Origin of the sequence: Streptomyces lasiicapitis (genome assembly GCF_014646335.1) — a bacterium.
GTDB lineage: Bacteria > Actinomycetota > Actinomycetes > Streptomycetales > Streptomycetaceae > Streptomyces > Streptomyces lasiicapitis.
Genome location: NZ_BMNG01000005.1, coordinates 88,904 through 114,911, shown reverse-complemented (window position 1 = coordinate 114,911; position 26,008 = coordinate 88,904). Strand labels below are relative to the sequence as shown.

The 26,008-nt window shown below is 72.5% G+C and carries 22 protein-coding genes and 1 pseudogene; 13 read left to right on the top strand and 10 right to left on the bottom strand.

All coding sequences use genetic code 11. From position 1 onward, the window contains the following. Positions 1-51: 51 nt before the first annotated feature. From IEY91_RS12105 to IEY91_RS12095, 3 genes are read left to right on the top strand one after another with little or no spacing between them, the layout of a single operon-like run. Positions 52-1,479 carry a histidine kinase gene (locus tag IEY91_RS12105; protein WP_189173958.1) on the top strand — a complete coding sequence of 476 codons (1,428 nt, stop codon included), beginning with the start codon at positions 52-54 and terminating at the stop codon, positions 1,477-1,479. Continuing rightward, a complete protein-coding gene (locus tag IEY91_RS12100; protein ID WP_164322537.1) occupies positions 1,476-2,156 on the top strand; it encodes a response regulator in 681 nt (226 codons plus the stop codon). Before IEY91_RS12105 ends, IEY91_RS12100 begins: the two co-directional genes overlap by 4 nt. Positions 2,157-2,198: 42 nt before the next feature. Continuing rightward, the gene (locus IEY91_RS12095) at positions 2,199-3,407 is read left to right on the top strand and encodes a cytochrome P450 (RefSeq protein ID WP_189173957.1); all 1,209 of its coding nucleotides are present in this window, start codon (positions 2,199-2,201) and stop codon (positions 3,405-3,407) included. Between the two features lie 13 nt (positions 3,408-3,420). On the opposite strand, the gene IEY91_RS12090 is transcribed toward IEY91_RS12095, so the two are convergent. Both IEY91_RS12090 and IEY91_RS12085 read right to left on the bottom strand, forming a co-directional pair. Beyond that, complete coding sequence (locus IEY91_RS12090; protein WP_189173956.1) at positions 3,421-5,037, bottom strand: ABC transporter permease; 1,617 nt, start codon at positions 5,035-5,037, stop codon at positions 3,421-3,423. Continuing rightward, positions 5,034-5,963, bottom strand: coding sequence for an ABC transporter ATP-binding protein (locus tag IEY91_RS12085; protein WP_189173955.1), 930 nt, complete (start codon positions 5,961-5,963; stop codon positions 5,034-5,036). The genes IEY91_RS12090 and IEY91_RS12085 overlap by 4 nt, the downstream gene beginning before the upstream one ends. 220 nt (positions 5,964-6,183) lie before the next feature. Here IEY91_RS12085 and IEY91_RS12080 point away from each other — a divergent pair, with 220 nt between their 5' ends. Next, entirely contained in the window at positions 6,184-6,597 is a 414-nt protein-coding gene (locus tag IEY91_RS12080; RefSeq protein WP_229696939.1) for a GbsR/MarR family transcriptional regulator, read from the top strand. An 85-nt stretch (positions 6,598-6,682) separates the two neighbouring features. Here the strand turns inward: IEY91_RS12080 and IEY91_RS12075 are convergent, their stop codons facing one another. Continuing rightward, positions 6,683-7,540 (bottom strand): diacylglycerol kinase, encoded by an 858-nt coding sequence (locus IEY91_RS12075; RefSeq protein ID WP_229696897.1) that lies wholly within the window; start codon positions 7,538-7,540, stop codon positions 6,683-6,685. Between the two features lie 174 nt (positions 7,541-7,714). On the opposite strand from IEY91_RS12075, the gene IEY91_RS12070 reads away from it, so the two are divergent. Then, positions 7,715-8,998: an adenylosuccinate synthase gene (locus IEY91_RS12070; RefSeq protein WP_189173954.1), complete on the top strand. Its 1,284-nt coding sequence runs from the start codon at positions 7,715-7,717 to the stop codon at positions 8,996-8,998. A 12-nt stretch (positions 8,999-9,010) separates the two neighbouring features. On the opposite strand, the gene IEY91_RS12065 is transcribed toward IEY91_RS12070, so the two are convergent. The 4 genes from IEY91_RS12065 to IEY91_RS12050 all read right to left on the bottom strand — a co-directional run bounded on the left by IEY91_RS12065 (position 9,011) and on the right by IEY91_RS12050 (position 13,897). Further along, positions 9,011-10,582 (bottom strand): substrate-binding domain-containing protein, encoded by a 1,572-nt coding sequence (locus IEY91_RS12065; RefSeq protein ID WP_189173953.1) that lies wholly within the window; start codon positions 10,580-10,582, stop codon positions 9,011-9,013. A 123-nt stretch (positions 10,583-10,705) separates the two neighbouring features. Continuing rightward, positions 10,706-12,628 carry a serine/threonine-protein kinase gene (locus IEY91_RS12060; RefSeq protein WP_189174187.1) on the bottom strand — a complete coding sequence of 641 codons (1,923 nt, stop codon included), beginning with the start codon at positions 12,626-12,628 and terminating at the stop codon, positions 10,706-10,708. Between the two features lie 130 nt (positions 12,629-12,758). Next, positions 12,759-13,310: a MarR family winged helix-turn-helix transcriptional regulator gene (locus IEY91_RS12055; RefSeq protein ID WP_189173952.1), complete on the bottom strand. Its 552-nt coding sequence runs from the start codon at positions 13,308-13,310 to the stop codon at positions 12,759-12,761. Beyond that, positions 13,307-13,897, bottom strand: coding sequence for a DJ-1/PfpI family protein (locus tag IEY91_RS12050; RefSeq protein ID WP_189173951.1), 591 nt, complete (start codon positions 13,895-13,897; stop codon positions 13,307-13,309). The genes IEY91_RS12055 and IEY91_RS12050 overlap by 4 nt, the downstream gene beginning before the upstream one ends. Before the next feature lie 137 nt (positions 13,898-14,034). Between IEY91_RS12050 and IEY91_RS12045 the strand changes: the two genes are divergently transcribed. Together IEY91_RS12045 and IEY91_RS12040 are read left to right on the top strand one after the other, a co-directional pair. Further along, a complete protein-coding gene (locus tag IEY91_RS12045; RefSeq protein WP_164322519.1) occupies positions 14,035-14,652 on the top strand; it encodes a DUF4956 domain-containing protein in 618 nt (205 codons plus the stop codon). Then, entirely contained in the window at positions 14,649-15,449 is an 801-nt protein-coding gene (locus tag IEY91_RS12040) for a VTC domain-containing protein (RefSeq protein ID WP_189173950.1), read from the top strand. The genes IEY91_RS12045 and IEY91_RS12040 overlap by 4 nt, the downstream gene beginning before the upstream one ends. Here the strand turns inward: IEY91_RS12040 and IEY91_RS12035 are convergent. After that, positions 15,394-16,851, bottom strand: a complete 1,458-nt coding sequence (locus IEY91_RS12035) for a sensor histidine kinase (protein WP_189173949.1) — start codon at positions 16,849-16,851, stop codon at positions 15,394-15,396. The two genes, IEY91_RS12040 and IEY91_RS12035, sit on opposite strands and share 56 nt — an antisense overlap. A gap of 371 nt (positions 16,852-17,222) precedes the next feature. Then, a pseudogene (locus tag IEY91_RS12030) lies at positions 17,223-17,915 on the bottom strand (response regulator transcription factor); the annotation flags it as partial. Positions 17,916-18,040: 125 nt separating this feature from the next. On the opposite strand from IEY91_RS12030, the gene IEY91_RS12025 reads away from it, so the two are divergent. The 5 genes from IEY91_RS12025 to IEY91_RS12005 all read left to right on the top strand — a co-directional run bounded on the left by IEY91_RS12025 (position 18,041) and on the right by IEY91_RS12005 (position 24,249). After that, complete coding sequence (locus IEY91_RS12025; protein ID WP_189173948.1) at positions 18,041-18,562, top strand: hypothetical protein; 522 nt, start codon at positions 18,041-18,043, stop codon at positions 18,560-18,562. A gap of 112 nt (positions 18,563-18,674) precedes the next feature. Then, positions 18,675-20,033: an aspartate aminotransferase family protein gene (locus IEY91_RS12020; RefSeq protein WP_189173947.1), complete on the top strand. Its 1,359-nt coding sequence runs from the start codon at positions 18,675-18,677 to the stop codon at positions 20,031-20,033. A 211-nt stretch (positions 20,034-20,244) separates the two neighbouring features. Further along, positions 20,245-21,024: a GntR family transcriptional regulator gene (locus tag IEY91_RS12015; protein WP_229696896.1), complete on the top strand. Its 780-nt coding sequence runs from the start codon at positions 20,245-20,247 to the stop codon at positions 21,022-21,024. Next, the gene (locus IEY91_RS12010) at positions 21,021-23,498 is read left to right on the top strand and encodes a dolichyl-phosphate beta-glucosyltransferase (protein WP_189173946.1); all 2,478 of its coding nucleotides are present in this window, start codon (positions 21,021-21,023) and stop codon (positions 23,496-23,498) included. Before IEY91_RS12015 ends, IEY91_RS12010 begins: the two co-directional genes overlap by 4 nt. Before the next feature lie 100 nt (positions 23,499-23,598). Beyond that, complete coding sequence (locus IEY91_RS12005; protein ID WP_164322508.1) at positions 23,599-24,249, top strand: putative DNA-mimic protein; 651 nt, start codon at positions 23,599-23,601, stop codon at positions 24,247-24,249. A gap of 259 nt (positions 24,250-24,508) precedes the next feature. On the opposite strand, the gene IEY91_RS12000 is transcribed toward IEY91_RS12005, so the two are convergent. Further along, positions 24,509-25,303 (bottom strand): SLATT domain-containing protein, encoded by a 795-nt coding sequence (locus tag IEY91_RS12000; protein WP_164322505.1) that lies wholly within the window; start codon positions 25,301-25,303, stop codon positions 24,509-24,511. A gap of 313 nt (positions 25,304-25,616) precedes the next feature. Here IEY91_RS12000 and IEY91_RS11995 point away from each other — a divergent pair, with 313 nt between their 5' ends. Next, positions 25,617-25,958 carry a YbaB/EbfC family nucleoid-associated protein gene (locus IEY91_RS11995; RefSeq protein ID WP_078620933.1) on the top strand — a complete coding sequence of 114 codons (342 nt, stop codon included), beginning with the start codon at positions 25,617-25,619 and terminating at the stop codon, positions 25,956-25,958. Positions 25,959-26,008: the final 50 nt, after the last annotated feature.

Genomic DNA, 26,008 nt, shown 5'->3' with positions numbered 1-26,008 from the left:
CCGTCCCGCAGGGGACGCGACCCGCGGCCACCGGCCCGTACCGTCTATCGCGTGACCGAGAAAACTCGCAGCCCGGAGCTCCACCTCGCGCAGAACGTCCTCCAGGGACTGCGCACGGACCTCTTCCACGACGCCTTCGCCTATCGGCCCCTGCCCCCGCTGCGCGGGGACGCCCCGCCGGTGCAGTGGCTGACGGGGCGGATACGCAGGCTCGCCGTGTGGTTCCCGCACGCGGTGGTCCTGGCGATGGCCGCGTTCACGGTGATGATCACGTACGCGGGGATGTCCGGCGGCTACGGCGGCAACGACCTGGTCGAGGTCCTGGCGTCGCTGGTCCCCGCGGCCACGGTGGCCCTGACGCTGGTGCGCCCGGTCCTCGCGTGGTGGCTGTCCCTGGCGGTGACCCCGTTCCTGGCGGTCGCGATCGGCGGCGGGGACTATCCGTGGTCGCCGGGCTCCTTCGTGGGGCACACCATGGTGATGATGGTGGTCGCGGCCCGCACCCGCCCCCGCACGGCGGCCTGGATGTGGGTCCTCACGACCGTGTATTCGTTCTTCGCGGACGGCGCCGGGTCGAGCTACGGCTCCAACAGCGGGGCGCTCGCCGTGGTCAGCGGCGTCGCGGTCGCCCTGGTCAGCCTGGTCGCCGTGAACTCCCACACCCGCCGCGAGGTCGTCGCCGAGCGCACGGTCACCGCCGTCGAGCGGGACAAGCGCACGCTCCTGGAGGAGCGCACCAACATCGCCCGCGAGCTGCACGACGTCGTGGCCCACCACATGTCGGTGGTCGCCATCCAGGCCGAGGCCGCCCCGTACCGCGTGGAGAACCCGCCCCCGGAGCTGGAGCAGGCCTTCGCGACGATCCGCGAGAACGCCGTGATCGCCCTGACGGAACTGCGCCGCGTCCTCGGCGTCGTCCGCGCCGAGGACTACGAGGCTCCCGACGCCCCGCAGCCGACCCTCGCCGACATCGACCGGCTCCTCGACAACGTGCGTGACACCGGTCTGAACGTGGAGAAGGCCGTCACCGGCGCCGTGCGGGAGCTGCCGCAGGGCGTGGAGCTTTCGGCGTACCGCATCGTGCAGGAGGCCCTCAGCAACAGCCTGCGGCACGCGCCGGGCGCGACGGCCCGGGTGGAGATCGGGTACGTGCTCGGCGGCCTCGGCCTGCGCGTCGTGAACGGCCCCGCGACCGAGCCGGTCAAGCCCTCGCCGGGCGCCGGGCACGGCATCACCGGCATGCGGGAGCGCGTGACGATGCTGGACGGCGAGATGACGGCCGAGGCGACGGGGGACGGGGGCTACGAGGTGACCGTGTTCCTGCCGGTGCCGGTGGAGGTCCCCAAGCCCGAGACCCCCAAGGCCGACACCCCCAAGGCCGCGGACGACACGAACAAGGCCGCCGACACCACGTACAAAGCCGCCGACACCACGAAAACCCTCTCCCTGAACAAGCACGCCGGAGGCGAACCCGCATGACCCGGACCATTCGTGTCCTGATCGCCGACGACCAGATGATGGTCCGCGAGGGCTTCTCCGTGCTCCTGAACGCGATGCCGGAGATCGAGGTCGTCGGCGAGGCGGTGAACGGCCTCGAAGCCGTGCGGCGGGTGCGCGAACTCGCCCCGGACGTCGTCCTGATGGACATCCGCATGCCCGAGATGAACGGCATCGACGCCACCCGCGAGATCGTCGCGGACGCGCTGGTGGAGACGAAGGTGCTCGTCCTGACGACCTTCGACCTCGATGAGTACGTGTACCAGGCGCTGCGCGCGGGCGCGTCAGGCTTCCTGCTGAAGGATGCGTCGGCCCGCCAACTCGCGGACGGCGTGCGGGTGGTGGCCGCCGGTGAGGCCCTGCTCGCGCCGAGCGTGACGCGCCGCCTGATCACGGAGTTCTCGAAGCTGTCGGACAACCCGCGGCTGATGGCGTCCGCGCAGGCGCAGGCCCAGTACGGGGAGCTGACCGAGCGCGAGACGGAGGTGCTCGTCCTCATCGCGCAGGGGCTTTCCAACGCGGAGATCGCCGCGCGCCTCGTCGTCGCCGAGTCCACGATCAAGACGCACGTCAGCCGGGTCCTGGTGAAACTCGGCCTGCGCGACCGCACCCAGGCCGCCGTGTTCGCGTACGAGGCACGCCTGGTCACACCGGGCTGAGCGGGGCTGGTCAGGCGCGGTGCGCGGGGCTAACGTCCCTGCATGGACGCCCCCTTCGACCCCTGGTCGCCCGAGTTCGTGGCCGATCCCTACCCCGCGTACGCCGCGCTCCGCGCACGTGGCCGCGTACATCACTACGAGCCGACCGGCCAGTACCTGATCCCGCACCACGCGGACGTCTCGGCCCTGCTGCGGGACCGGCGGCTCGGCCGCACGTATCTGCACCGGTACAGCCACGAGGAGTTCGGCCGCCAGGCCCCGCCGCCCGCGCACGAGCCGTTCCACGTCCTGAACGGCAACGGCATGCTCGACCTTGAGGCCCCGGCGCACACCCGCGTCCGCCGTCTGGTGGCGAAGGCGTTCACGCCGCGCACGGTCGAGCGGCTCCGTCCGTACGTCGAGGGCCTCGCGGACGACCTCGTGCGGGGACTCGTGGCGGACGGCGGCGGGGACCTGGTGGCGCGGGTTGCCGAGCCGCTGCCCGTCGCGGTGATCGCCGAGATGCTGGGCATCCCGGAGGCGGACCGGGGGCCGCTGCGGCCCTGGTCGGCGGACATCTGCGGGATGTACGAGCTGAACCCGGGGGAGGAGACGGCGGCTCGGGCCGTGCACGCGTCGGTCGAATTCTCTTTGTATCTGCGGGAGTTGATCGCCGCTCGGCGCAAGGAGCCCGGCGAGGATCTGATCAGCGCTCTCATCGCCGCCCACGACGAGGGTGAGCGGCTCAGCGAGCAGGAGATGATCTCGACCTGCGTGCTGCTCCTGAACGCGGGGCACGAGGCCACCGTCAACTCCACGGCGAACGGGTGGAACGTCCTCTTCCGTCACCCGGAACAGCTCGCCGCCCTGCGCGCCGCGCCGGAGAAGCTGCTGCCCACGGCCGTCGAGGAGCTGCTGCGCCACGACACCCCGCTCCAGCTCTTCGAGCGGTGGGTGCTCGACGACATCGAGGTCGGGGACACCGTCGTCCCGCGCGGCAGCGAGGTCGCGCTGCTCTTCGGCTCCGCCAACCGGGACCCGGCCGCGTTCGCCGCCCCCGACACCCTGGACCTGGCCCGCGCCGACAACCCGCACATCTCCTTCGGCGCGGGCATCCACTACTGCGTGGGCGCGCCGCTCGCCCGCATCGAACTGGCCGCCTCGCTGGGCGCGTTGCTGCGCCGGGCCCCAGATCTGCGGCTCGTGGCGGAGCCGTCGCGCAAGCCGGGCTTCGTGATCCGGGGGCTGGGGGAGCTGCTCGTCGAGTGCTGAGGCACCAGCGTGCTCAGCCCGTCGCCATGTCCCGTCTGCGCAGCCCCGCGAGCCCGACCGCCGTGAACACCACCGCGAGCGACGTGAGCAGCAGCACCGGGCTCCACGCCATGTCCTGGCCCGGCAGCTTCGGCAGGTGCGAGAACGGCGACAGGTTCATCACCGGCTGCGGCAGGTCGAGGGCGGGGCCGATCCAGCCGATGAGCAGGGCGAGGCCCGCGACTCCCCAGGCGGCGACGGCCAGTTGGGGCGAGACGCCGTGGAGCAGCACGGCCAGCGAGCCGATCAGCCAGATCGCGGGGAGCTGGACCAGGCAGGCACCGACGATCGGGCCGAAGTCCTGCCCGTACCCGAGGCCGAGTCCGCAGGCCGCGAGCAGCATGATCAGCGCGGCGCCCGCGAAGGCGACGACGAGGTGGCCCGCCGCCCAGCGCAGCCTGCCCACCGCGTTCGCGAGGACCGGCTCGGCGCGCCCCGAGGTCTCCTCGGCGCCCAGCCGCAGGACCGAGGCGACGACGTAGAGTGCGCCGACCATGCCGATCATGCCGACGATCGCGGCGAGGAAGGCGTCGGTGAGGCCGGACTGACCGCCCATGCGCTCGAAGATCTCGCGGGTGTTCTCGTTGTCGCCGACCAGGTCGGTGGCGCCCTCCGTCAGGCCGCCGAAGACGACGCCCGCGGCCAGGAAGCCGAGGCTCCAGCCGATGACCGCGCCGCGCTGCAGCCGCCGGGCCAGCGCGCCCGCCGTGCCGATGCGGCCGTGTGCCGGGCCTGCCCTGGCCGGCAGGAAGCTCATGCCGACGTCACGGCGCCCGGCCAGTTCGTACGCCGCCACGCACTGCACGGCGACGGCGCCCACGAACAGCAGAAGCACCCACCACCGCTCGTCCCCGAACGACCGCAGATTCTCCAGCCAGCCCACCGGCGAGAGCCAGGTGAGCGGCGACGATCCGTCGGCGGTCGCCGAGTCGCCGGCCGCGCGCAGCACGAACGCGGCGCCGAGCAGCGCCGACGTCAGGCCCTTGGCGAGCCGGGCGCTCTCCGTGAACTGGGCGACGATCGCCGCCATCGTGGCGAACACCATGCCCACGCAGGCGATGCCGACACCGAGCGCGAGCGCGCCCGCCCCGCCCTCACCGGCGAGCCCGCCGGCCACGAGCAGGCCGAGCAGCGAATTGGCGACGAGCGCGGTGAGCAGCGCGGACGTCAGCGGCGCGCGACGGCCGACCATGGCCGAGGAGATCATCTCCTGGCGGCCCGTCTCCTCCTCCTCGCGCGTGTGCCGTACGACGATGACGAGGCTCATCACGGCCGCGAGCACCCCGGCGAACGTACCGACGCGCCAGGCCGTGAGGCCGCCGTAGGACTGGTCGAAGACCGGGCCGTAGAGGGCGCGCAGGGAGGCGTTGGTGGCGAGCGACTCCATCAGGTCGGCGCGCTGGGCCGCCGTGCCGTACACCTCCTTGAGGGTGTTCGGCATGCTCAGGACCATCATCGCGATGACGACGAGCCACACCGGGATCAGCACGCGGTCGCGGCGCAGCGCCAGGCGCAACAGGGGGCGGGTGCCGGTGAGATGGCCCCGGCCGCGCGCGCGTGGCGCGGGCAGCGTGCCGGTCGCGGCGGTCATCGCGACATCGCCTCTTCGGTACGTACGCCCGTCGCGTCCGCCGCGTCTTCTTGGTAGTGCCGCAGGAACAGCTCCTCCAGGGTGGGCGGCGTGCTCGTCAGGGTGCGTACGCCGGACTCGGTGAGGGCGCGCAGCACGGCGTCCAGCTTGTCGGTGTCGACCTGGAGGGCCACGCGGTGCCCGTCGATCTCCAGGTCGTGCACGCCGGGCAGGTGGGACAGGCCGTTCGGCTCGCGGACGAGTTCGGCGCGGATGCTGGTGCGGGTGAGGTGGCGCAGGTCGGCGAGCGAGCCCGTCTCGACGGTGTGGCCCTTGCGGATGATGCTGACGCGGTCGCAGAGGGTCTCCACCTCGCTGAGGATGTGCGAGGACAGCAGGACGGTGCGGCCCGCGCGGCGCGCGTCCGCCACGCAGCTCTGGAAGACCTCCTCCATCAGCGGGTCGAGGCCCGACGTCGGCTCGTCCAGGATCAGCAGCTCGACGTCCGAGGCGAACGCGGCGACCAGCGCGACCTTCTGGCGGTTGCCCTTGGAGTAGGCGCGGCCCTTCTTGGTCGGGTCCAGCTCGAACCGCGCGACGAGGTCGGCGCGCCGCCGCTTGTCGAGGCCGCCCCTCAACTTGCCGTACAGGTCGATGACTTCGCCGCCGGAGAGGTTCCGCCACAGGGTGACGTCTCCCGGTACGTACGCGATGTGCCGGTGCAGTTCGACCGCGTCGTGCCACGGGTCCCTGCCGAGGAGCTGGGCGGCGCCGGAGTCGGCGCGCAGCAGACCGAGCAGGACGCGGATGGTGGTGGACTTGCCCGCCCCGTTGGGCCCGAGGAAGCCGTGCACCTCGCCGCGCTCGACGTCCAGATCGAGGCCGTCGAGGGCGTGTGTCCGGCCGAACGACTTGTGCAGCCCGGAGACGGTGATTGCCTTCGTCATGTTTTTGAACGTACGTTACTTTCACAAATTTGTGAAGTTAAGGAAATGTATAAACTTGGCGTGGGTCGGGGTGAGCAGGGGAGATGATCTACGGATGAGCACGGACAAGAAGGACGAGCGGGCCGCGGCGGACACGGAGGTCGTGGCGGACCGCGGGGAGGACCTGGCGGCCGCATCCCGCTTCACCGAGCAGTTCGCCGCGCAACTGGTCTGGGCCGGGATGCCGCGGATGCCCGCGCGGGTCTTCGCCGCGCTGCTCGCCTCCGAATCCGGGGCGCTCACCTCGGCCGAGCTGGGGGAGCGGCTGCACGTGAGCCCGGCGGCGGTGTCCGGGGCGGTGCGCTATCTGTCGCAGCAGTACATGGTCACGCGGGAGCGGGAGCCCGGGTCACGGCGTGACATCTTCCGGGTGCACGGCAACCAGTGGTACGAGGCGCTTGCGAACCGGGACTCCGTGCTCCAGCGCTGGGAGAGCGCCCTGCGCGACGGCGTCGCCCAGCTCGGCCCGGACTCCCCCGCGGGAACCCGCCTCCAGGAAACCCTGGCGTTCTTCGAGTTCGTCCAGGTCGAACTGGCAGGCATGATGACCCGCTGGCGCGCCCACAGGGAAGCCCTCTTCGGCCCGCAGGGCTGACCCTGCTCCCGCTGTGGGCAGCTGGGCCGCCAGGGGCGGCACGGGTGGGCACAGCCCACGCCTACGGCGCCATGAACGCGTCCGATCAGCCGGGCAACGTAAGCCCCCAAGCCTGGGGCCGGACCTGCCACGTCCGGGTGCGCACCGGGCCGGTGACCACCGCGTCAGCGCGGTACCGGAAGTCCGGCCCTGACACCGTCACCGAGCGGGCCCGCGCCCGCACGGGCGCGATCTCCGCGCCGACGGACGCCGGATGCACCTCCACCCGGGCGAGCCCCCCGCCCCCGGGCACCACGGACACCCCCTCGACCGGCTGGTCGAGATCGACGAGGGTGACCCCGTCGGCCTCGACCCGCAGCCGCGAGGGCCCCGCGGGCACCCGCGAGGGCCGCACGGCCAGCGTCCGCACGAGCGACTGGCACGTCCGCAGCCACGGATGCCGCTCCCCGCCGACGGCCGCGTCGCCCCCGTCGGCGCCGTCGGGGCCGTCGTGACCCCCCACCGGCCCGACGGGCGGAATCCGCACATCCCCGAGCACCACCCCGTCCCGGTCGTCCACGAGCAGATCAAGCCGCCGCGGCGTCCCCTCCAGGACCGCCCGCGCGGCCGCGACCGCCCCGGCGGGCACCCCGAGCCCCCGCGCGAGCCGCACGGCGGACGCCGCCGCCCCGACGGGGACGACGGACAGGACGGCGGACGCCAGCGCCCGCTCCCCGTGCAACACGGTCACCGCACGCAGCAGCGCCCGGTCGTCACCGATCACGACAGGACGTCGCGTCCCTCGCCTGACCAGCGCTTTCCTGAATTCTTCGGGGCTTTCAGGCAGGCACACCCTGACTCCCGCGCCCGCGCCAAGCACGTCCTTGGCGATGCGTACGGACTCCCCGTCCGTACGCCGGGCGACCGGGTCGATGACCACCAGAAGCTGGTCGCGAGCCGACACGTGCGCCCTTTCTTTAGTCCTCGGGTAGCATCTTTGTGCAAGAGCCCCTTGCGCTATTGCGCCAGGGGCTTCGTCTATTCCGGGGCAACCAAGGCTCACCCACACCGGCGGCAGAAGGCCTCCGGCTGCGGCCCCTGACCTTGGACATGCCCCGCCCGGAAGGGGTGTACGCCTGTGCCCGCACTCGTGCTGCTCGGTGCTCAGTGGGGTGACGAAGGCAAGGGAAAGGCCACCGACCTGCTCGGTGGCTCCGTGGACTATGTAGTGCGTTACCAGGGCGGCAACAACGCCGGCCACACGGTTGTCGTAGGCGACCAGAAGTACGCGCTGCATCTCCTCCCTTCCGGGATCCTCTCGCCGGAGTGTGTCCCGGTCATCGGCAATGGTGTCGTCGTCGACCCGTCGGTCCTGCTCTCCGAGCTGAGCGGGCTCAACGAGCGCGGCGTCGACACCTCCAAGCTGCTGATCAGCGGAAACGCGCACATCATCACGCCGTACAATGTGACGGTCGACAAGGTGGGCGAGCGCTTCCTCGGCAAGCGGAAGATCGGCACGACCGGCCGCGGCATCGGCCCGACGTACGCCGACAAGATCAACCGCACCGGCATCCGCGTCCAGGACCTCTACGACGAGTCGATCCTGAAGCAGAAGGTCGAAGCGGCCCTGGAGCAGAAGAACCAGCTCCTGACGAAGGTGTTCAACCGCCGCGCCATCGAGGCCGAGCAGATCGTCGAGCAGCTCCTGGAGCACGGCGAGAACATCAAGCGGTACGTCGCCGACACCACGCTGATCCTCAACAACGCGCTCGACGAGGACAAGGTCGTCCTGTTCGAGGGCGGCCAGGGCACGCTCCTGGACGTGGACCACGGCACGTACCCCTTCGTCACCTCGTCGAACCCGACCGCGGGCGGCGCCTGCACGGGCACCGGCGTCGGACCGACGAAGATCAGCCGCGTCATCGGCATCCTGAAGGCGTACACCACGCGCGTCGGCGCGGGCCCGTTCCCGACGGAGCTGTTCGACAAGGACGGCGAGGCGCTGCGCACCATCGGCGGCGAGCGCGGTGTCACCACCGGACGCGACCGCCGCTGCGGCTGGTTCGACGCCCCGATCGCCCGCTACGCGACCCGCGTGAACGGCCTGACGGACTTCTTCCTCACCAAGCTCGACGTGCTCACCGGCTGGGAGCAGATCCCGGTCTGCGTCGCGTACGAGATCGACGGCAAGCGCGTCGAGGAACTCCCGTACAGCCAGACGGACTTCCACCACGCGAAGCCCGTCTACGAGATGCTGCCGGGCTGGTCCGAGGACATCACCAAGGCCAAGACCTTCGCCGACCTGCCGAAGAACGCGCAGGGCTATGTGAAGGCCCTGGAGGAGATGTCCGGCGCCCCGATCTCCGCGATCGGCGTGGGCCCGGGGCGTGACGAGACGATCGAGATCAACTCGTTCATCTAGTTCGTCCAGAGGTCAACCGGCGCGCCTGGTCCGGGAGTTCGGCTCGTCCGGAAGCTCGGCGCAGGCGCGCAGGCCCTCCGGTGTCGCGCACGGCAGATGGCCATGGGTGCGGATCACATCCTGGCCACTGCCGCGCGCGTACGCGAGGAAGCTGGACGCCAGCGAGTCGGCGGGCGGCTGCCCGTAGGTGTAGGCGTACTCGATCTCGCGGTACGGATAGCCGGTGTCGGCGAGGTTGTCCGTGGACGGTTCCTGGCCGTCCAGGGAAAGCCGGTGCAGGCCCTTGGGGCTGCTCGCGGCGCGCAGTTCGCTGTAGCCGAGGGCGCCGGGGGTGCGGCCGACGGCGTCCAGGACCTGCTCGGTGGAGTCGAGTTCGCAGCGGATCACCGGTGCCTCGGCGTCGTCCTTGCGCACGCAGTCGTTGGACGACGCCTTGATCTCGAAGTCGCCGTTCAGCAGGCGGCGTTGCAGGGTGTCGCGGGTGCCCGAGCTGGAGCCGCGGCTGACCAGGACGACGTCCCGGTCGGGCCCGCCGAGCTGCTTCCAGTTGCGGATCTCGCCGCGGTAGAGGCGGCGTACGTCCGCGAGCGACAGGTTCTTCAGCGGGATCGAGTCGTTGAGGACCAGCGCGTACGCCGAGACCGCGACGCGGTGTTCGGCCAGGCGCGGGAAGCCGTCCGACTTCGGGCCGTCGGACAGGGCGATCAGCGGCGGCGACTTCTTCTCGGCCTTCGCGGACCGGGCGCCCTCCGCGTCGAGTTCCCTTATCCCCGCCGTGCTGCCGTGCGCGGCGACGGTGACGGAGGCTCCCGGGCAGTCGTCCTCGTACTTCTCCTTCATCTCCGCAACGACAGGCCGGAACGCCGTCGAACCGACGACGGTCAGCTCGCCCTTGGCGCACTCGATGGGCGTCCGGTCCTCGTCGGTGAGCAGGATCATCGTGGCGAGCGTGACGACGGACGCGGTGAGCAGCGCCGTCAGGACCTTCGCGGGCCTGCTGAACAGCGGCGGCTTGTCGTCGGGCGTCGTGGAGCGGTTCGGCTGGACCTCGCCCGCCTGGAGGCCGCCGGAGACGATGACCTCGCTGCCGACCGAGCCGCCGGTGAGCAGCACGAGCAGCTTGTAGTGCTGGCCGCGGTTCAGCGGTACGCGCGGTATGTGCAGCGTCGAGCCGTCGTAGCGCAGTCCCGCCGACGGTGTGAAGTGCTCCATCAGGTGGTCGGCGCCGACCTGCGCGGTGACGGCGAGGCCGCGGACGGTGCGGTCGGTGAAGACGGCGGTGAGGCCGTGCAGCGCGCGCCCGGTGTAGTCGGCGTCGGAGATGGACTGCGAGCCGTCGTTCTCCACGCGCAGCAGCACGAGCGTCGCGTCGGACATCTCCGGTGTCTCGTCGAAGAGTCCGAGGCGCGCGTTCGCGCCGCCGGTGCGGACGTTGTCGCCGATGGCGGTGTCCATCTGCACGCGGTAGCCGATGCGTTTGCGGCGCGGCACGCGGCGCTCGTACCAGATCGCCCCGAGGGTGGCGAGCAGCCCGAGCGCGGCGGTCAGGGCGGCGACGACGTTCTCGGGGCTCAACCAGTCCACGGGCGCACGCTACGGAGGCGCCCCCTCAGCGGGGAACGCCCCGGCGGGGGACTTCGCCGTTCCGTCGCCGGACGTTCGCTGTTGGTTCAACTCGCCTGCGGCGGCGGCTGGTTGCCCTCGCTGTCAGCCGCCCTTGGTGTACGTCAGCGCGCGGCTGCCGTCGGTGTTGACGCGGTGCAGTTCGCCGCTCGGCAGGATCGTGACCACCGTCGGCTTGCCGGGGTCGCAGGCCGGGGGCCCGCCCACGGTGACCCGCGTCGGGCCGATGTTCAGCCGGTCCTCGCTCGCGGACGTCAACTCGCCCTGGAACACGCAGTGGTAGGTGCCGCCGCCCGCCATCGGCCCGTCGGCCGTCATGGACAGGACGGTGTCGCCCTCCTCGCCCTGCTGGATGGTCAGTTGACGCGTGCTGACCCCGGCGTCGCCGCTGACCGTGCCGTTCCAGGTGCCGAGGAACTTGTCCGGCACCGTCTTGTCCGACGCGGTGGTCGTGGACGGCGAGGGGGTCGGCGAGGAGTCGGACTGCGACGGGCTGCCGGGCGTCTCCGGCGCGCTGCTCTCCCGGTTCTTCCCGTCGCCCCCGCCACGCGCCTTGGGGTCGCCGTCGTCCCCCTTCATCACCGCGTACACCGTGCCACCCGCCCCGAGCGCGACGATCAGCGCCACCGCGACGAGCAGCGCGGTGGAGCGCCCGCTGCGCCGCGGCGGGTCCATGGGCGCGGGCCCGTACGGGGGCGTCGCGCCGTACGGGGGAGTGGGTCCGTACGGAGGGGTCGCGCCGTAGGGCGGCTGCGGGTGCGGGTAGCCGTACGCGGCCCCTGCCTGCGGGTAGCCGTAGGCGGCCGCGTGGCTGGGCGGCGGGGTCGCGGGGGCCGGCGTGGCCGCGGGCGTCGGCGCGGGTGTGGCGGTCGGCGCGGGCGGCATTCCGCTGACCATGGTGGGGAGGTGGTTGACGGGGGCGTGGCCGGGGGCGCCGGGCGGGGGCGGGGTGTCGGTGGACGCCTCCGGTGCGGTCGGTTCGGGTTCTCTCGGGCCGTCGGGAGCCTGTTCCGGGACGGCCGGGACAGCCGCGGCTTCCGGAGCGGGGGCACCCTCGGGCTTGGGCGGGACGGGCTTGCCGTCGCCCTCGGGGTCCTCCGTGTCCAGCAACTGCACGGCGTGCCGCCCGAGTTGGGCGACCAGGGCGCCGGGGAGCCAGGGCTCCAGGGACTTCCCCTCGGAGAGGGTGTCCTGCGCCCCGGTCCGGGCGAGTATCTCGTCCAGCGAGGGCCGGTCCCCGGGCGCCTTGGCGAGGCAGGAGCGGACCAGCTCCCGCAGCTCCTCGGGCAGCGCCTCCAGGTCGGGCTCCTCCTGCGCGATGCGGAACATCAGGGCGTGCACCCCGCTGTTGGCGGTCCCGAACGGCAGCGCCCCCGTAGCGGCGTACGCGAGCACCGATCCCAGGCAGAAGACGTCGCACGCCTCCGTGACCCGGTCACCGCGCACCTGCTCGGGCGCCATGAAGCCGGGCGACCCGACGAGCGCCCCGGTCCGGGTGAGCCCGCCGTCCGTGACGGTTTCGAGGGCGCGGGCGATCCCGAAGTCGATGACGCGCGGCCCGTCGATGGTGACGAGGACGTTCGACGGCTTCAGGTCGCGGTGGATGAGCCCGGCCGCGTGGATGTCCTTGAGGGCGTTGGCGAGCCCCGCGGCGAGGATGTTCACGGACCGCTCGGGCAGCGGCCCGTGGTCGTGCGAGACGACGCCCTGCAGCGAGGGCCCGGCGACGTACCCCGTGGCGACCCACGGGATCGCCGCGTCCGTGTCGGCGTCGAGCACCGGCGCCGTCCACGCCCCGCCGACCCGCCGCGCGGCCTGCACCTCCTGCCGGAACCGCCCGCGGAACTCCTCCTGCGCGGCCAGCTCCTCGCGCACCAGCTTGACCGCGACCGTGCGGCCGCGGTCGGAGCGCGCCAGATAGACCTGCCCCATGCCGCCCGCGCCGAGCCGCGCGAGCAGTCGGTAGGCACCGATCCGCTGCGGATCCCCCGGCCCCAGTTTCTCCATGGCCATCGGCGCCGTCCTCCCCCTGTGTTCCTGCTGCTTTCCAGCCACCTCGGAGCGGCGACTGTGTGTGCACAGCCGTGCAACAGACCGAGGATAGTGCCGTGGTGGGAGGGGTGCCCCGGGCTTACCTCTACGGTTCCGTAACGGCGGGCTCAAGCCCGGCCAGGGCCTCGGAGAGGCGCTCCAACACCTGGGCGGTTTGCGCGAATTGTTCCTCGCCGAGGGTTTCTTTGAGCCGGGTGGCGAGGTCCGCGTGCGCGGGCTGGATGCGCTGGACGGCGGCGCGCCCCTCGGCGGTGGGGCGCAGCAGCTTGGCGCGGCGGTGGGCCGGGTTGGGCGCGTACTCGGCGAGGCCGCGCCGTACGAGCAGATCGGCCACGCGCTGCACGCTCTGCCGGGTGATGCCCATGGTGCGGGCGATGCCGGCGACGGGCTGCGGGTCGCGCAGGACCGCGCCGAGCACCTGCCACCACGCGGCGGTGAGCCCGGCCGGGCGGGCCATCTCCTCGGAGACGGTGACGAACTGGCCGTTGAGCCGGAAGACGCCGAGGGCGGTGCGGGTGAGCAGGTCCTGCTCGGGGCGGGCGGCGACGCCCTCGCCGACGGTGACGTTGACGACCGGCTCACCGCCGCCCACCTGCTCACCGTCGCCGACCGCGCCTGTGTGCTCCTCGCGGCTCATGATTCGAGCGTTTCGTACGCCGTCGGGTCCGAGTCGTGGAAAAGCCGGTACCAGGCGTCCAGCTTCTCGCCCTCGAACGCGCCCATCCGCTTGAGGACCTCGCGGGCGAAGGCGACGGGCTCGGTGGGCCCGGCGGTGATCAGGTCGCCGTCGGTGACGGCGTCGGACTCGACGTACCGCTCCGCGCCCTTGTAGCCCGTCGCGTCCAGGTACATCGACACCGCGCTGGTGTGCGCGCGGTCGTCGAGCAGGCCCTCGCGGGCGAGCCCGGCGGTGGCCCCGCAGATCGCGGCGACCGGCACGCCCGCGTCGAGGAAGGCGCGGGCCGCGCGGGCGAAGGGGGCGAGCGAGTCGCCCGTGTCCCACAGGTCGGCGCCCGGCAGGATCAGCAGCTCGCTGTCCTCGGCGCGCAGCTCGTCGATGGTCAGGTCCGGCTGGATGCGGACGCCGCCGGCGGTGGTGACGGGCTCGCGGGTGGTGGCGACGGTCCGGAGCTCGTGTCCGGCTCGGGCGAGATACGCCGTGGCGTACCCCGTCTCCCAGTCGGCGAGGGTGTTGTAGACGGCGAGATGAACGGTCCGGCTCATGGTGGCCTCCACTCGGTGGACGATGTCCCGATGTCAGTATCCTGTCATTGCGACAGCATGCTGTCAATGAAAGGGATGCGTGGTGCTTAACCTTCCCCAGGGGCCTCCTTAACCCGCACCTCCCTAACGTCGCGACCATGGACCTACAGACGCTCGCCGCCCACCTCGGCCTCGACCTCGTGGCCGTCTCGCTGCTGACCTTCGCCGTCTTCTGCCCACGGCACCGCAGGCGCGAGCTGGTCCCCGCGTATCTCGCCCTGAACGTCGCGCTGTTCGCGGTCGTCGCGGCCCTTTCGGAGGCGGCGGGCGGCGGTGGGCTCGCGCTCGGGTTCGGGCTCTTCGGTGTGCTGTCGATCGTCCGGCTGCGCTCCGACGCGGTGCGGCACCAGGAAGTGGCGTACTACTTCATCACCCTCGTCCTGGGGCTCCTGTGCGGTCTTCCGGGCCTTTCGCTGCCGATGGCCGCGGGCCTCGCGGCGGTGCTGCTGCTCGTGATGTACGTCGGCGACCACCCCCGCCTCTACCGGCGCGACCGCCGGGCCCTGGTGACCCTCGACGCCGTGTACCGCGAGGAGGACGCGCTCCGCGCCGAGCTGGCCCGGCGGCTCGGCGAACCCCTCGGCTGGACGGTCCAGGAGGTCGACTACGTACGGGACCTGATGGTGCTGGAAGTCCGCTTCCGTCAGCCGGAACCAATGGCTCACGATGGGGAGTTCGTACGAGTGACCCCGCCGTACGCCAAGGAGGCCGCGTGAAACCCGCAGTACGCGCGCTGAGCCGCGCCGCACTGGCCGCACATCCCGTCTCCCTGGACGAACTGAACGCCCGGGCGGAGCTCCTCGCCCGCTACGACAACAGCTACCTCGTCCCCGTCGACATCTTCGAGGACTTCACCGCCCTGCTCACCGACCCGCGCCGGGCCGCGGGCCCGTTCCGCGCGCTGAGCATCGGCGGCCGCCGCTCGTTCGGGTACCACTCGACGTACTACGACACCCCCGCCCTGCACACGTATCACGACCATCGCCAGGGCCGAAGACTCCGCTACCGCGTCCGGGAGCGGGTCTATCAGGACAGCGGGGAGCGGCAGTTCGAGATCAAGCTGAAGACCGGGCGCGGCGAGACCGTCAAGCACCGGCAGCGGATGGAGGGCACGGACCACGCCCTCGACGACGCCCGGCGCGGGTTCCTGGCGGGGGTGCTGCGCGGTTCGTACGGCATCGAGGCCCCCGTCGGCCTCACCCCCTCCCTCGTCACCGACTACCGCCGCGCCACGTTCGTCGCCGACGGCCAGCGGGTGACGTGCGACGCGGCCCTCGTCGTACGCGACGTGGCGACGGGCCGCACCGCGGCGGCCGACGGCGGCCTCGTCCTCGTCGAGACCAAGACGCGGGGCCGCCTGACGGAGGCGGACCGGGTCCTGCACCGGTACGGCCTGCGGGCCGCCGAATTCACCAAGTACTGCGGCGGCTTCGCGGCGGTCCGGCCGGACCTGGGGATCAACCGGTGGGCTCGGGCGGTGCGGACGGTTTTTCCGCGAGCGGTGTCTTCCTGAGGGGTGTGGGGGCGGGCGTCCCCGGGGGCGTTTCCGCGAGCGGGAAGGTGAGGGTCACGCGGGTCGGCCCGCCCGCGATCGCGAAGCTGCCGCCCGCGTCCTCGGCGGTACGCCGCGCGATGTCGATCCCGAGCCCGGTGGACCCGCCGCCGCTGGTGCCCCGGGCGGCGGATTCCGGGTAGCCGTCGGGGAACCCCGGCCCGTCGTCGGCGACGGTGAGTTGGGCGTGCCCTACGGCGGTCGCCTCGACGGTGATCCGGAATGCGGTGCCGTGGGGGGTGTGGTCGAGAACGTTTCCGATGAGTGCGTCGAGGGCGGCGGAGAGTTCGTCCGGGGGGACGGGGACGGGTGCCGCCTCCGCGCCGCGGTGCGGTGTGTGATGTGGGGGACGACCAAGGCCGACGGCGTCGACCGAGAGCACACGCCCCTGGTCCTCGGCCAACGGCCGCCAAAAGGCTCCCCGCTCGCGGGCCACGGCGGCGAGGTCGGCGCGGGCAGCGCCCCGCAGGGGCAACCGGGCCCGGCGGATCACGTCGTCCACACTGCGCTCCAGCGCGGCCACGTCCCCGGCGATCCGCCGGGCCTCCCGAGCATCCCGCAACGACTCGGCGTCAAGCCGCAACGCGGCAACCGGCGTACGCAGCCGATGCGCGAGATCGGCCGCGTTCTCCCGCGCGTTCTCCCGCTCGGCACGGAGCAACTCGTCGATACGCCCGGCGAGCCGGTTCAGCTCACCGGCGACAAGCCGCAGTTCGGGCGGACCGTCGGGCACGGCCCGAGCCGTGAGTTCCCCGGCGGCAAGCCGATCGGCGGTACGGGCAAGCCCCCGCGTCGCCCCCACGAGCCGAGCCCCGAGCCGATCGGCGAGCAGCAACCCGAGCAGCACGAGCCCCACGCCGATCCCGGCGAGCACGAGCCAGGACGTCAGCGTCCCCGCGTACAACTGCCGCTCGGTGAGGGTGACTTGAACGACGGCGGTACCGTCGGCGGCACCGTGCACGGGGACGAGGACCTGCCGCCCACCGGTGGAGGGCTCGTAGGTGAAGGCGCGACCGGTGCGCGCGAGCCGAATGGCGTCGGACACGCCACCGTCGGGCCCGGCCTTCGCCCCGGCCCCGCGACCGCCACCGGGCCCGACGACGCTCCCGTCCCCGAGGACGAGCGAAGTCCGCGGCAACCCGTCCCCGTTGACCCCGGCAACGGTCTGCTCGGCGGTGGGCCGCTCCGCGGCGGAGGCGAGCGCGGGCCCGATGGCGTGCGCGACCCACTGCGCGCGGGCGGTGGCCTCGGCGGTGGCACGGTCGGCGGCGTGACCGCGCGTGAGGAGGGTGAGCGGAACGAGCAGGGCGGTGAGGACGAGGGCGGTGGTGGCGGCGGTGAGCAGCAGCAGCCTGCGACGCATCAGGCGGGCCCGTCAGGGGTGTTGTCCGCGGGGCCCGGGGGCGGGACCTGAGCGGACGGGGCGCCCGCGGGGTCGGCGGCGCCCGGCCCGGCGAGCCCGGCCGGTGCGCCCGGTGCGCGGGGCCCGACAACCGTGTACGCCGGGCCCGGTGCTTTCGGCCCATCCGGCGTCTCAGACCCGTGCGGCCCTTCCGGCCCATCCGGTGCCTTCGGCCCGTGCGGCCCCTCCGGCGTGTCCAGCGCCCTCGGCCTCCGCGCTGCGTCCGGCCCGCCTGCCGTGTACGGCCCCTTCGGCCCTTCCGGCCCGTCTGCTGCGGACGGCGTGCTCGGCCCTTCCGGCCCGCCCGGCCCCTCCGGCGTACCCAGCGCCCCCGGCCTCCGCGTCGCGTCCGGCGCCGCCAGCTTGACCCCCACCGTGCGCACCGTGTGCAGATAGCGCGGCGCCTGGGCCGTCTCGCCCAGTTTCCGGCGCAGCCACGACAGATGGACGTCGACCGTCTTGTCGGCCCCGCCGAGCGGCTGGTGCCAGACCTCGGCGAGGAGTTCGCGGCGGGACACGACCTGCCCGGCGCGGCGCGCGAGATGGGCGAGCAGGTCGAACTCGCGGGGCGTGAGCTCGACGGCGACCCCGTCGAGGGCGACCTCACGCGCGGCGGGGTCGACGCACAGCCCGCCCACCCGCAGCGGTTCCTCACCCGCACCCACGCCGAGCCGCCGCAGCACCGCCTTCACCCGGGCGTCCAACTGCGCGGCACCGAACGGCTTCACGATGTAGTCGTCGGCCCCGTCGCCGAGCAGGGCCACCATCTCCGGCTCCTCGTCGCGGGCCGTGGCGACGATGACGGGTACGTCGCTGACCGCCCGCAGCATCCGGAGGACCTGGGCGCCGTCCACGTCGGGCAGGCCGAGGTCGAGCACGACGAGGTCGGGCGGGTGCGTGACCGCCGCGTCGAGCCCCGCCATGCCGGTGGGCGCGGTCGCGACGGCGTGGCCCTTGTCGCGCAGGGCGCGCACGAGGGCGCCGCGCAGCTGGGGGTCGTCCTCCACGACGAGCAGGTGGGCCATGAGGGCCACGGTAGTCAGGGGTTGGCCCCGAATTCGGCGCGGGTTCACGTCGGAGTGCGGTGCGGGGGCGGACCTTAACCGGGGTCTTAACCGGACGTTAGGGAACGGTGGGGGAGGGTGTGGGGGTGGGCAAGTGGTGGAGTGCCGCGGGTACGGCGGCGTGGGTGGCGGTCGGCACGGCTGCGGGGGCGCTGGGCGCCTGGCAGTTGGCGAGCGCTGATTCCGGCGGGGCCGCCCACAGCAGGCCCCTGGACGAGGGCGCCGTGCGGCGGGCCTTGGCGGACACCCCGAACTCCCCGTCGGCCTCTCCCTCTCCCTCTCCCTCTCGCTCCCCCTCGCCCTCGCCCTCCTCCTCTCCGTCCCGCTCGGCCAGGCCGACGGAACGGCCCGCCGAAAGGTCGACGGTCCGCTTCACGGGCGGCACCGCCACCGTCGAGTGCCGCCCCGACGGCACCGTCTACCTCCTCTCCTGGAGCCCGGCCGACGGCTACCACATCGACGAGGACGTCACCCGGGGCCCGTCCGCCACGGCCCGCCTGGAGGCCGAGCCCAGCGATGACGACGAACGCGACGACCTGACGTACGAGATCCGTTGCACCCCGGACGGCCCCCGCGCCCGGGCCGTACCCGAGACGGACGACGACTGACCGTCCAAGCCCCGTCACGGCGCCGCCGCCCGACAGAATGTCGCGTTCCCGGCGAGTCGCCAGACAGGACGCCCATGTCCCGTCCACGCGGTGGACATCTACCCTCGGCGGCATGACCCCTCAGCCAAACCCGCAGCTCGGCGCAGCCGTCTCCGCCGCGGACCGCGCCCACGTGTTCCACTCCTGGTCCGCCCAGGAACTCATCGCCCCGCTCGCCGTGGCCGGCGCGGAAGGCTCGTACTTCTGGGACTACGAGGGCAACCGGTACCTCGACTTCACCAGCGGACTCGTCTACACGAACATCGGCTACCAGCACCCGAAGGTCGTCGCCGCGATCCAGGAGCAGGCCGCGACGATGACCACGTTCGCGCCCGCCTTCGCCCTGGAGGCGCGGTCCGAGGCCGCCCGCCTGATCGCCGAGCGCACCCCCGGCGACCTGGACAAGATCTTCTTCACCAACGGCGGCGCCGAGGCCGTGGAGAACGCAACGCGCATGGCCCGGCTGCACACGGGCCGCCCCAAGGTGCTCTCCGCGTACCGCTCGTACCACGGCGCCACCTCCGCGGCGATCAACCTCACCGGTGACCCGCGCCGCTGGCCCTCCGACAGCGGCTCGGCGGGCGTCGTGCACTTCTGGGCGCCGTTCCTGTACCGGTCGCCGTTCTACGCCGAGAACGAGGGGCAGGAGTGCGAGCGGGCCCTCCAGCATCTGGAGGACACGATCGCCTTCGAGGGTCCGGCGACGATCGCCGCGATCATCCTCGAGACCGTCCCCGGCACCGCCGGGATCATGACGCCGCCGCCCGGCTACCTCGCGGGCGTCCGCGAGCTGTGCGACCGGCACGGGATCGTCTTCGTCCTCGACGAGGTCATGGCGGGCTTCGGGCGCACCGGCAAGTGGTTCGCCGTCGACCACTTCGACGGCGTCGTGCCCGATCTGCTGACCTTCGCCAAGGGCGTGAACTCCGGGTACGTGCCGCTCGGCGGCGTCGCGATCTCCGGCGCGATCGCCGAGACGTTCGCCAAGCGGCCCTACCCGGGCGGGCTCACCTACTCCGGGCATCCGCTGGCCTGCGCGGCCGCCGTCGCGACGATCAACGTCATGGCGGACGAGGGCGTCGTGGAGCACGCGGCCCGTCTGGGCGAGGAGGTCGTGGGTCCCGGCCTGCGCGAGCTGGCCGCGCGGCACCCCTCCGTGGGGGAGGTCCGGGGGCTCGGCATGTTCTGGGCCCTTGAGCTGGTGCGGGACCGTGAGACCCGTGAGCCGCTGGTCCCGTACAACGCCTCCGGGGAGGCGAACGCCCCCATGGCGGCGTTCGGCGCCGCCGCCAAGGCGAACGGACTCTGGCCCTTCATCAACATGAACCGCACCCACGTCGTGCCGCCGTGCAACATCTCGGAACCCGACCTCAAGGCGGGCCTGGCAGCCCTCGACGAGGCCCTGGACGCCGCGGACACCCACGTGGCCTGAACGCGGCCGCCCGACCGGCCCGGGGTGACCCCACGCACGGGGGTCACCCCGCCCCCTCCCCGGGCCGACGTGCCCTTCCGCACACCGGTGACCCTCGTCACGCGGGACGGGAACCCCGACCGCGTAGTCTGACGTGCTCGTAAGCGACCAGAACGTACCCACGTTCGCTCGAGACGCCCACGGCAGAGAAAAGCGTAGGGGGACACCCGCCATGCCCGGAGCCGACGGCCCCGCCGTCATCCGCAGCACCCTGCGCCAGCAGATCGCCGACGCCCTGCGCGACGAGATCCTCGCGGGCCGCCTCGTGCCGGGCCAGGAGTTCACGGTGAAGGAGATAGCCGACCAGTACGGCGTCTCCGCGACCCCGGTCCGCGAGGCCCTGGTGAACCTGGCGGCACAGGGCCTCCTCGACTCCGCGCAGCACCGCGGCTTCCGCGTGCACGAGCACACCCTCGGCGACTACCGGGGCATGCTCCAGGCCCGCGGCCTCATAGCGGACGCGATCTTCCGCGAGCTGGCGACGACGGCCGCGCAGCACCCCGTACCGCCCGCCAGCCTCGTCTCCGTACGCCGCCGCGGCGAGGAGGCGGCCCGCGCGGCGGCGGCCGGCGACCTGACGGTCCTCATCGGCTACGACCTGCGCTTCTGGCGCGAGCTGAGCGCCCTCTTCGGCAACGCCTACCTCTCCGACTTCCTGCACCGCCTGCGCGTCCAGTCCTGGGTCTGCGCGGTGCCGCACCTGCGCCGCGAGGCCGAACAGGGCAGCGGCCTGCGCGGCCGCCTCTGGTGCCGGCACACCGACCTGGTGGAGGCCGTGACCCGCCGCGACGCGCTCCTCGCGCACGCCATCGTCGCCGAGTACAACGCGCACTCCCTGGACCTCGTCGAGACCCTCTCGACCCTCTCGACCCTCTCAGCCGAAGCCCCCGGTGCCGCCGAAGCCCCCGGCACCCCCACCACCGACCAGGACCAGCCCCAGGCCCCCGCATGACCGTCGACCTCACCATCGTCATCCCCGCCTACAACGAGGAACGCCGCCTCGCCCCCACCCTGGAAGCGATCCGCGCCTACCTGGACAAAGCGGCCAACACAGCCGGTGCCGCCGAGGCGGCCGACGCCGGAGCGCAGCCCCCGCAGTGGGAGCTGATAGTCGTCGACGACGGCTCCACCGACCGCACCGCGGACATCGCCGCCGAGGCCGCCGCCGCGGACCCCCGCATCCAACTGCTCCGCGGCGGCCGCAACCGCGGCAAGGGCCACGCCCTGCGCCAGGGCGTCCTCGCCTCGTACGGCCGCCGCGTCCTGGTCACCGACGCCGACCTGGCCGCGCCGATCGAGGAACTGGAGGCCCTGGAGAAGGCCCTCGCCGACGGCCACGCGGCCGCCGTCGGCTCGCGCGCGCGGCCGGGCGCGACGATCGGCGTCCACCAGCACCGCCTCCGCGAACTCCTCGGCCGGGGCGGCAACTTCCTGATACGGACGGTCGCCGTCCCCGGAATCCGCGACACCCAGTGCGGCTTCAAGCTCTTCGACGGCGACCGCGCCCGCGCGGCCTTCGCCGCGTCCCGGCTCACCGGCTGGGGCATAGACGTCGAGATACTCCACCACTTCGACCGGCAGGGCTGGCCGGTCGCGGAGGTCCCGGTGCGCTGGTCGCACCAGGAGGGCTCCAAGGTCCGCCCGGCCGACTACGTACGCGTACTCGCCGAGGTCACCTCCCTCAAGACGCGCGCGGTCCGCCGCACCGACCTCCTCGTCGCGGGCCTCTTCCTCGCCTTCGCCACGGTCCTGTACTCGGCCCGCTGGATCTCCCCGGACCACCGCTACCTCCCGCACTCCCTCCAGGACCAGAACCAGTGGGAGTGGTTCTTCGAGGTCACCGCCCACAACATCGGCCACCTCCAGAACCCGCTGTTCACCCACCTGCAGAACGCCCCGGACGGCGTGAACCTCATGGCCAACACGGTCATGCTCGGCCTGTCCGTGCCGCTCGCGCCGGTCACCTGGCTGTTCGGCCCGGCCGTCAGCCTCAACCTCGCGATGACGGGCGGCCTGGCCGCGACGGCCTTCGCCTGGTACTGGCTGATCGTCCGGCGTCTCGTACGCCACCGGGGAGCCGCCGCCCTCGGCGCGGCCCTCGCCGCCTTCGCGCCCCCGATGATCAGCCACGCGCACGCGCACCCGAACTTCATCGTCCTGTTCATGATCCCGCTGATCGTCGACCGCGCGCTGCGGCTCTGCGAGGGCCGTCATGTCGTACGGGACGGGGTGGTCCTCGGCCTCTTCGCGACGTACCAGATCTTCCTCGGCGAGGAGCCGCTGCTGCTCGCCGCGATGGGCATGCTGCTGTTCACGGTGGCGTACGCGGTGGTGCGCCGCGATGTCGCGAGGGCGGCCTGGCGCCCGCTGGCCCGAGGCACAGCCATCGCGCTGACGGTGTGTATCCCTCTGATCGCCTTCCCCCTCTGGTGGCAGTTCTTCGGGCCGCAGAGCTACAAGAGCGTGCTGCACGGAGACAACGCGGGCAACAGCCCGCTCGCCCTGCTTTCCTTCTCCGAGCGCTCCCTCGCGGGCGACGCGGAGACCGCGTCCTCGCTGTCCATGAACCCCACCGAGCAGAACGCCTTCTACGGCTGGCCGCTTATCGCCCTCGCGCTGCTGATCGTGGTGTGGCTGTGGCGCAGCGCGGTGGTGAAGGCACTGGCCTTCACGGCGGTCGCGGCGGCGTTCCTGTCCCTCGGCCCGAAGTTCCGCATCCCCCTCACCGATGTCGTGCTGTCCGGGCCGTGGGCGCTGCTCGCCGACCGGCCGCTGTTCGAGTCGGTCATCGAGTCGCGGGTCGCGATGGTGTGCGCGCCCGCGCTGGGGATGCTGGTGGCGCTGGCGGTGGGGGAGCTGGCGGCGCGCGGGGCGGAGGGCCGCCCGAAGTGGGGGAGGCCTTTCCGGTACGTCGGTCTCGCCGCCGTTACCGCGGCCCTCCTCCCCCTCCTCCCCCTTCCCCTCAAGGCCGTGGACCGCGCCGACGTGCCCGCGTTCATCGCCGACGGGACATGGCGGAGTTACGTCGACACCGCCGCCGGCGAGACTCTCGTACCGGTGCCGCTGCCCGACCCCGCCTACGCGGAGGCCCTGCACTGGCAGACCACCGCCGACCTGGGATTCCGGCTGCCCGGCGGCTACTTCAACGGGCCCTGGGGCCCGGACCGCGTCGGTATCTACGGCGCCTCGCCGCGCAACACCTCCAACCTCCTGAGGGACGTACGCAATTCGGGACGGACCGTACGGATCACGGATGCCTGGCGGAACGCGGCCCGGGTGGACCTGCGCTACTGGAACGCGGGCGTCCTCGTGCTCGCGCCGCAGGCGGGCGACGCGGCGCTGCGATCGACGGTCGACGACCTTCTTGGGCAGCGCGCAAAGTGGGTAGACGGGGTGTGGATCTGGGACGTGCACGGGGGAGGCTGAGCGGGTCCCGGTGCCACTACGCTGCCGGGACAACACGCACGGTAGCTACGCCCGTAGGAACGTCCTCACCGGCCCCATTCACCGACCCTAGGAGCATTTCTTGGCCTGCGACCTGTGGCTGGTCCCGCTCGTCGACGTGCTGTGCCACAGCCCCGACAACCCCTTCGCCGAGGAACTCGCCTCGTACGACAAGGCGTTGGGGGACGCGGGACTGCCGACGGTGCCCGTGTACGCGTACATGCCGGGGCTCTCCGGCGACGTGGCCCCGGTCGCGGGGTTCGACTACGACGCGCTGCACTTCCTGCGGCGCGCGTATCTCCTCAAGATCTGCGGCCTCGAGGTCACACCCGTCGACGAACTGGGCGGCGACTACGAACAGCTCCTGGAGATGTTCGACTCCACCGCCCAGCAGTCCCATCTCGTCTGGCACTACGACCACGCGGGCGCGTACGTCCCCGTGGACTTCCCGGCGCCCCTGTCCAACGACGAACTCCTCGCAGGCGGCGGCCCTCTGGGCTCCTCCCAGGCCCTCCTCCGCGAACTCGAATTCGTGGCCCCGTCGATCGGCATAGACCCGGCGAACCCCCCGCTCCCCCCGGCCCCACCACAGTCCCCCACGACCTTGGAGGAACCGGCGCTCCCGGCCCCACCGGACCCGAGCCCGTTCGCGAGGGAGCGCCATGTGTGGCTGGGGTTGCACGCGGCGACGACGCGATCCCTGGCGCAGGGCTCAATGATCATCTACAGCTGAGGCCGGCTTTCAGCCCCGTCGGCTGGGCTTTCAGCCCGTCCGGCGTTTGAGGACGAGCCGCGAAGCGGCGATGCGGCGGGGGTCAGTCCCACCCACCCGAGACCCCCGCCCGGCTCTTTTCAGCCTGTCCGGCGTTTGAGGACGAGGCCGTTCAGGCCGACAGCGGGGGTCCAGGGGGCGGCAGCCCCCTGGTTACGGGAAGGGGCGGGCTTGGGGAGCCCCCGGCAGGGCCACCCCACCCGCACCCCACAAAGCACCTTCACCGAGGCTCAGGCGGCCGCTGCCGAGGCATGTTAGGCCGAGCCCCGGGCGGCAACGGAAACCGCCCGGGGCCGGCACCGTCCCGAGGCTGCCCAGAAGCCCCACCGGGCACAGCCCCCTGCATCACGAGCGGCGCGGACCCCGCCCGAAACTCCACCATCCAATCGGCAGTCTCGGCCCGAACAAGCTCCGTCACGTCCTCGGAGAACCTCCGCAACACCCCAAGACACCGATCAGCGGCCTCACTGGCAGTCCCCTCCGTAGGCCCAAGAACCTCCCGCACACTCTCCGAGGCCCAGTCGAACTGCAGCACCTGCAACCGCCGCTGCACGGCCTGCGCGGTGGCGACATCCCGCATCCACCCCGACGTGAACCCGAAGAACCGATCGCACCCGACACAGGCGACCCCGGCGATCAGCGACACGAACCCCCAGGGGGCGACGCCCCCCATGCCCCCCGCGAGATCGAGGAGCGGCAGCACCCCCGCCCCCAGGGCCCCCACGGCGGCCCCACCCCGCAGCACCCGCGCGGCGACGCGCTTGCGCGTCCGGTCTCGCAAATACCACGCGGCGGTGTCGAGCGCGCCCCGCTCCACCCACCGGTACAGCTCGTCGAGCCGCTCCGCGGGCTCCCCCCAGTCGCCGAGCGGGAACAGCCGGCTGACGAGGTCACCAGGCGCCGCCCCGGCGGACGCCGCCGCGCCGTCCCCGTTCCCGTCCCCGCCCTGGGGCACCCCCTCAGGCTGCATCTCCGGCTGGTGGTGGCTCACCCGGCACTCCCTCGGTCTCCGCATAAGTGACGCAACGTAATGGATGGTGCCTCTGCGCGGCACCAGTCCTACCGCCCAATGGGTGGCTATGCGGCAGTTTTCGCGGCTTTTCCGCCCGGAAGGGTCGCTTGATCAGGTATAGGAACAGGCGGGATCTCACCCGAAAGAGTGGCGGCCGGAGTGCTGGGGCGAGCGCACCCCTGACCACGTAGGCTCGTCACAGGCGGGAAAACACCCGCCATACGGACCATGAGAACCGACCGAAGAAGTACGGACGTACCGAGCCGGACGTGCGATGACGTACCGACGTACCGACGTAGCGAACCAGGAGCTGATCGTGATCCCCGGTGGTGGCCAGCCCAACATGCAGCAGCTGCTCCAGCAGGCCCAGAAGATGCAGCAGGACCTCGCCGCGGCGCAGGAGGAGCTGGCGCGGACGGAGGTCGAAGGGCAGGCGGGCGGCGGCCTCGTCAAGGCGACGGTCACCGGCTCGGGCGAGCTGCGCGGCCTCGTGATCGACCCGAAGGCGGTGGACCCGGAAGACACCGAGACCCTCGCGGACCTGGTGGTCGCGGCGGTGCAGGCGGCGAACGAGAACGCCCAGGCGCTCCAGCAGCAGAAGCTCGGCCCGCTCGCCCAGGGCCTGGGCGGCGGCGGCATCCCCGGCCTGCCGTTCTAGCCGCCGTTACGGCCTGCGGTTCCCTTCTAAGTAAGCCGACGGCCAACTAC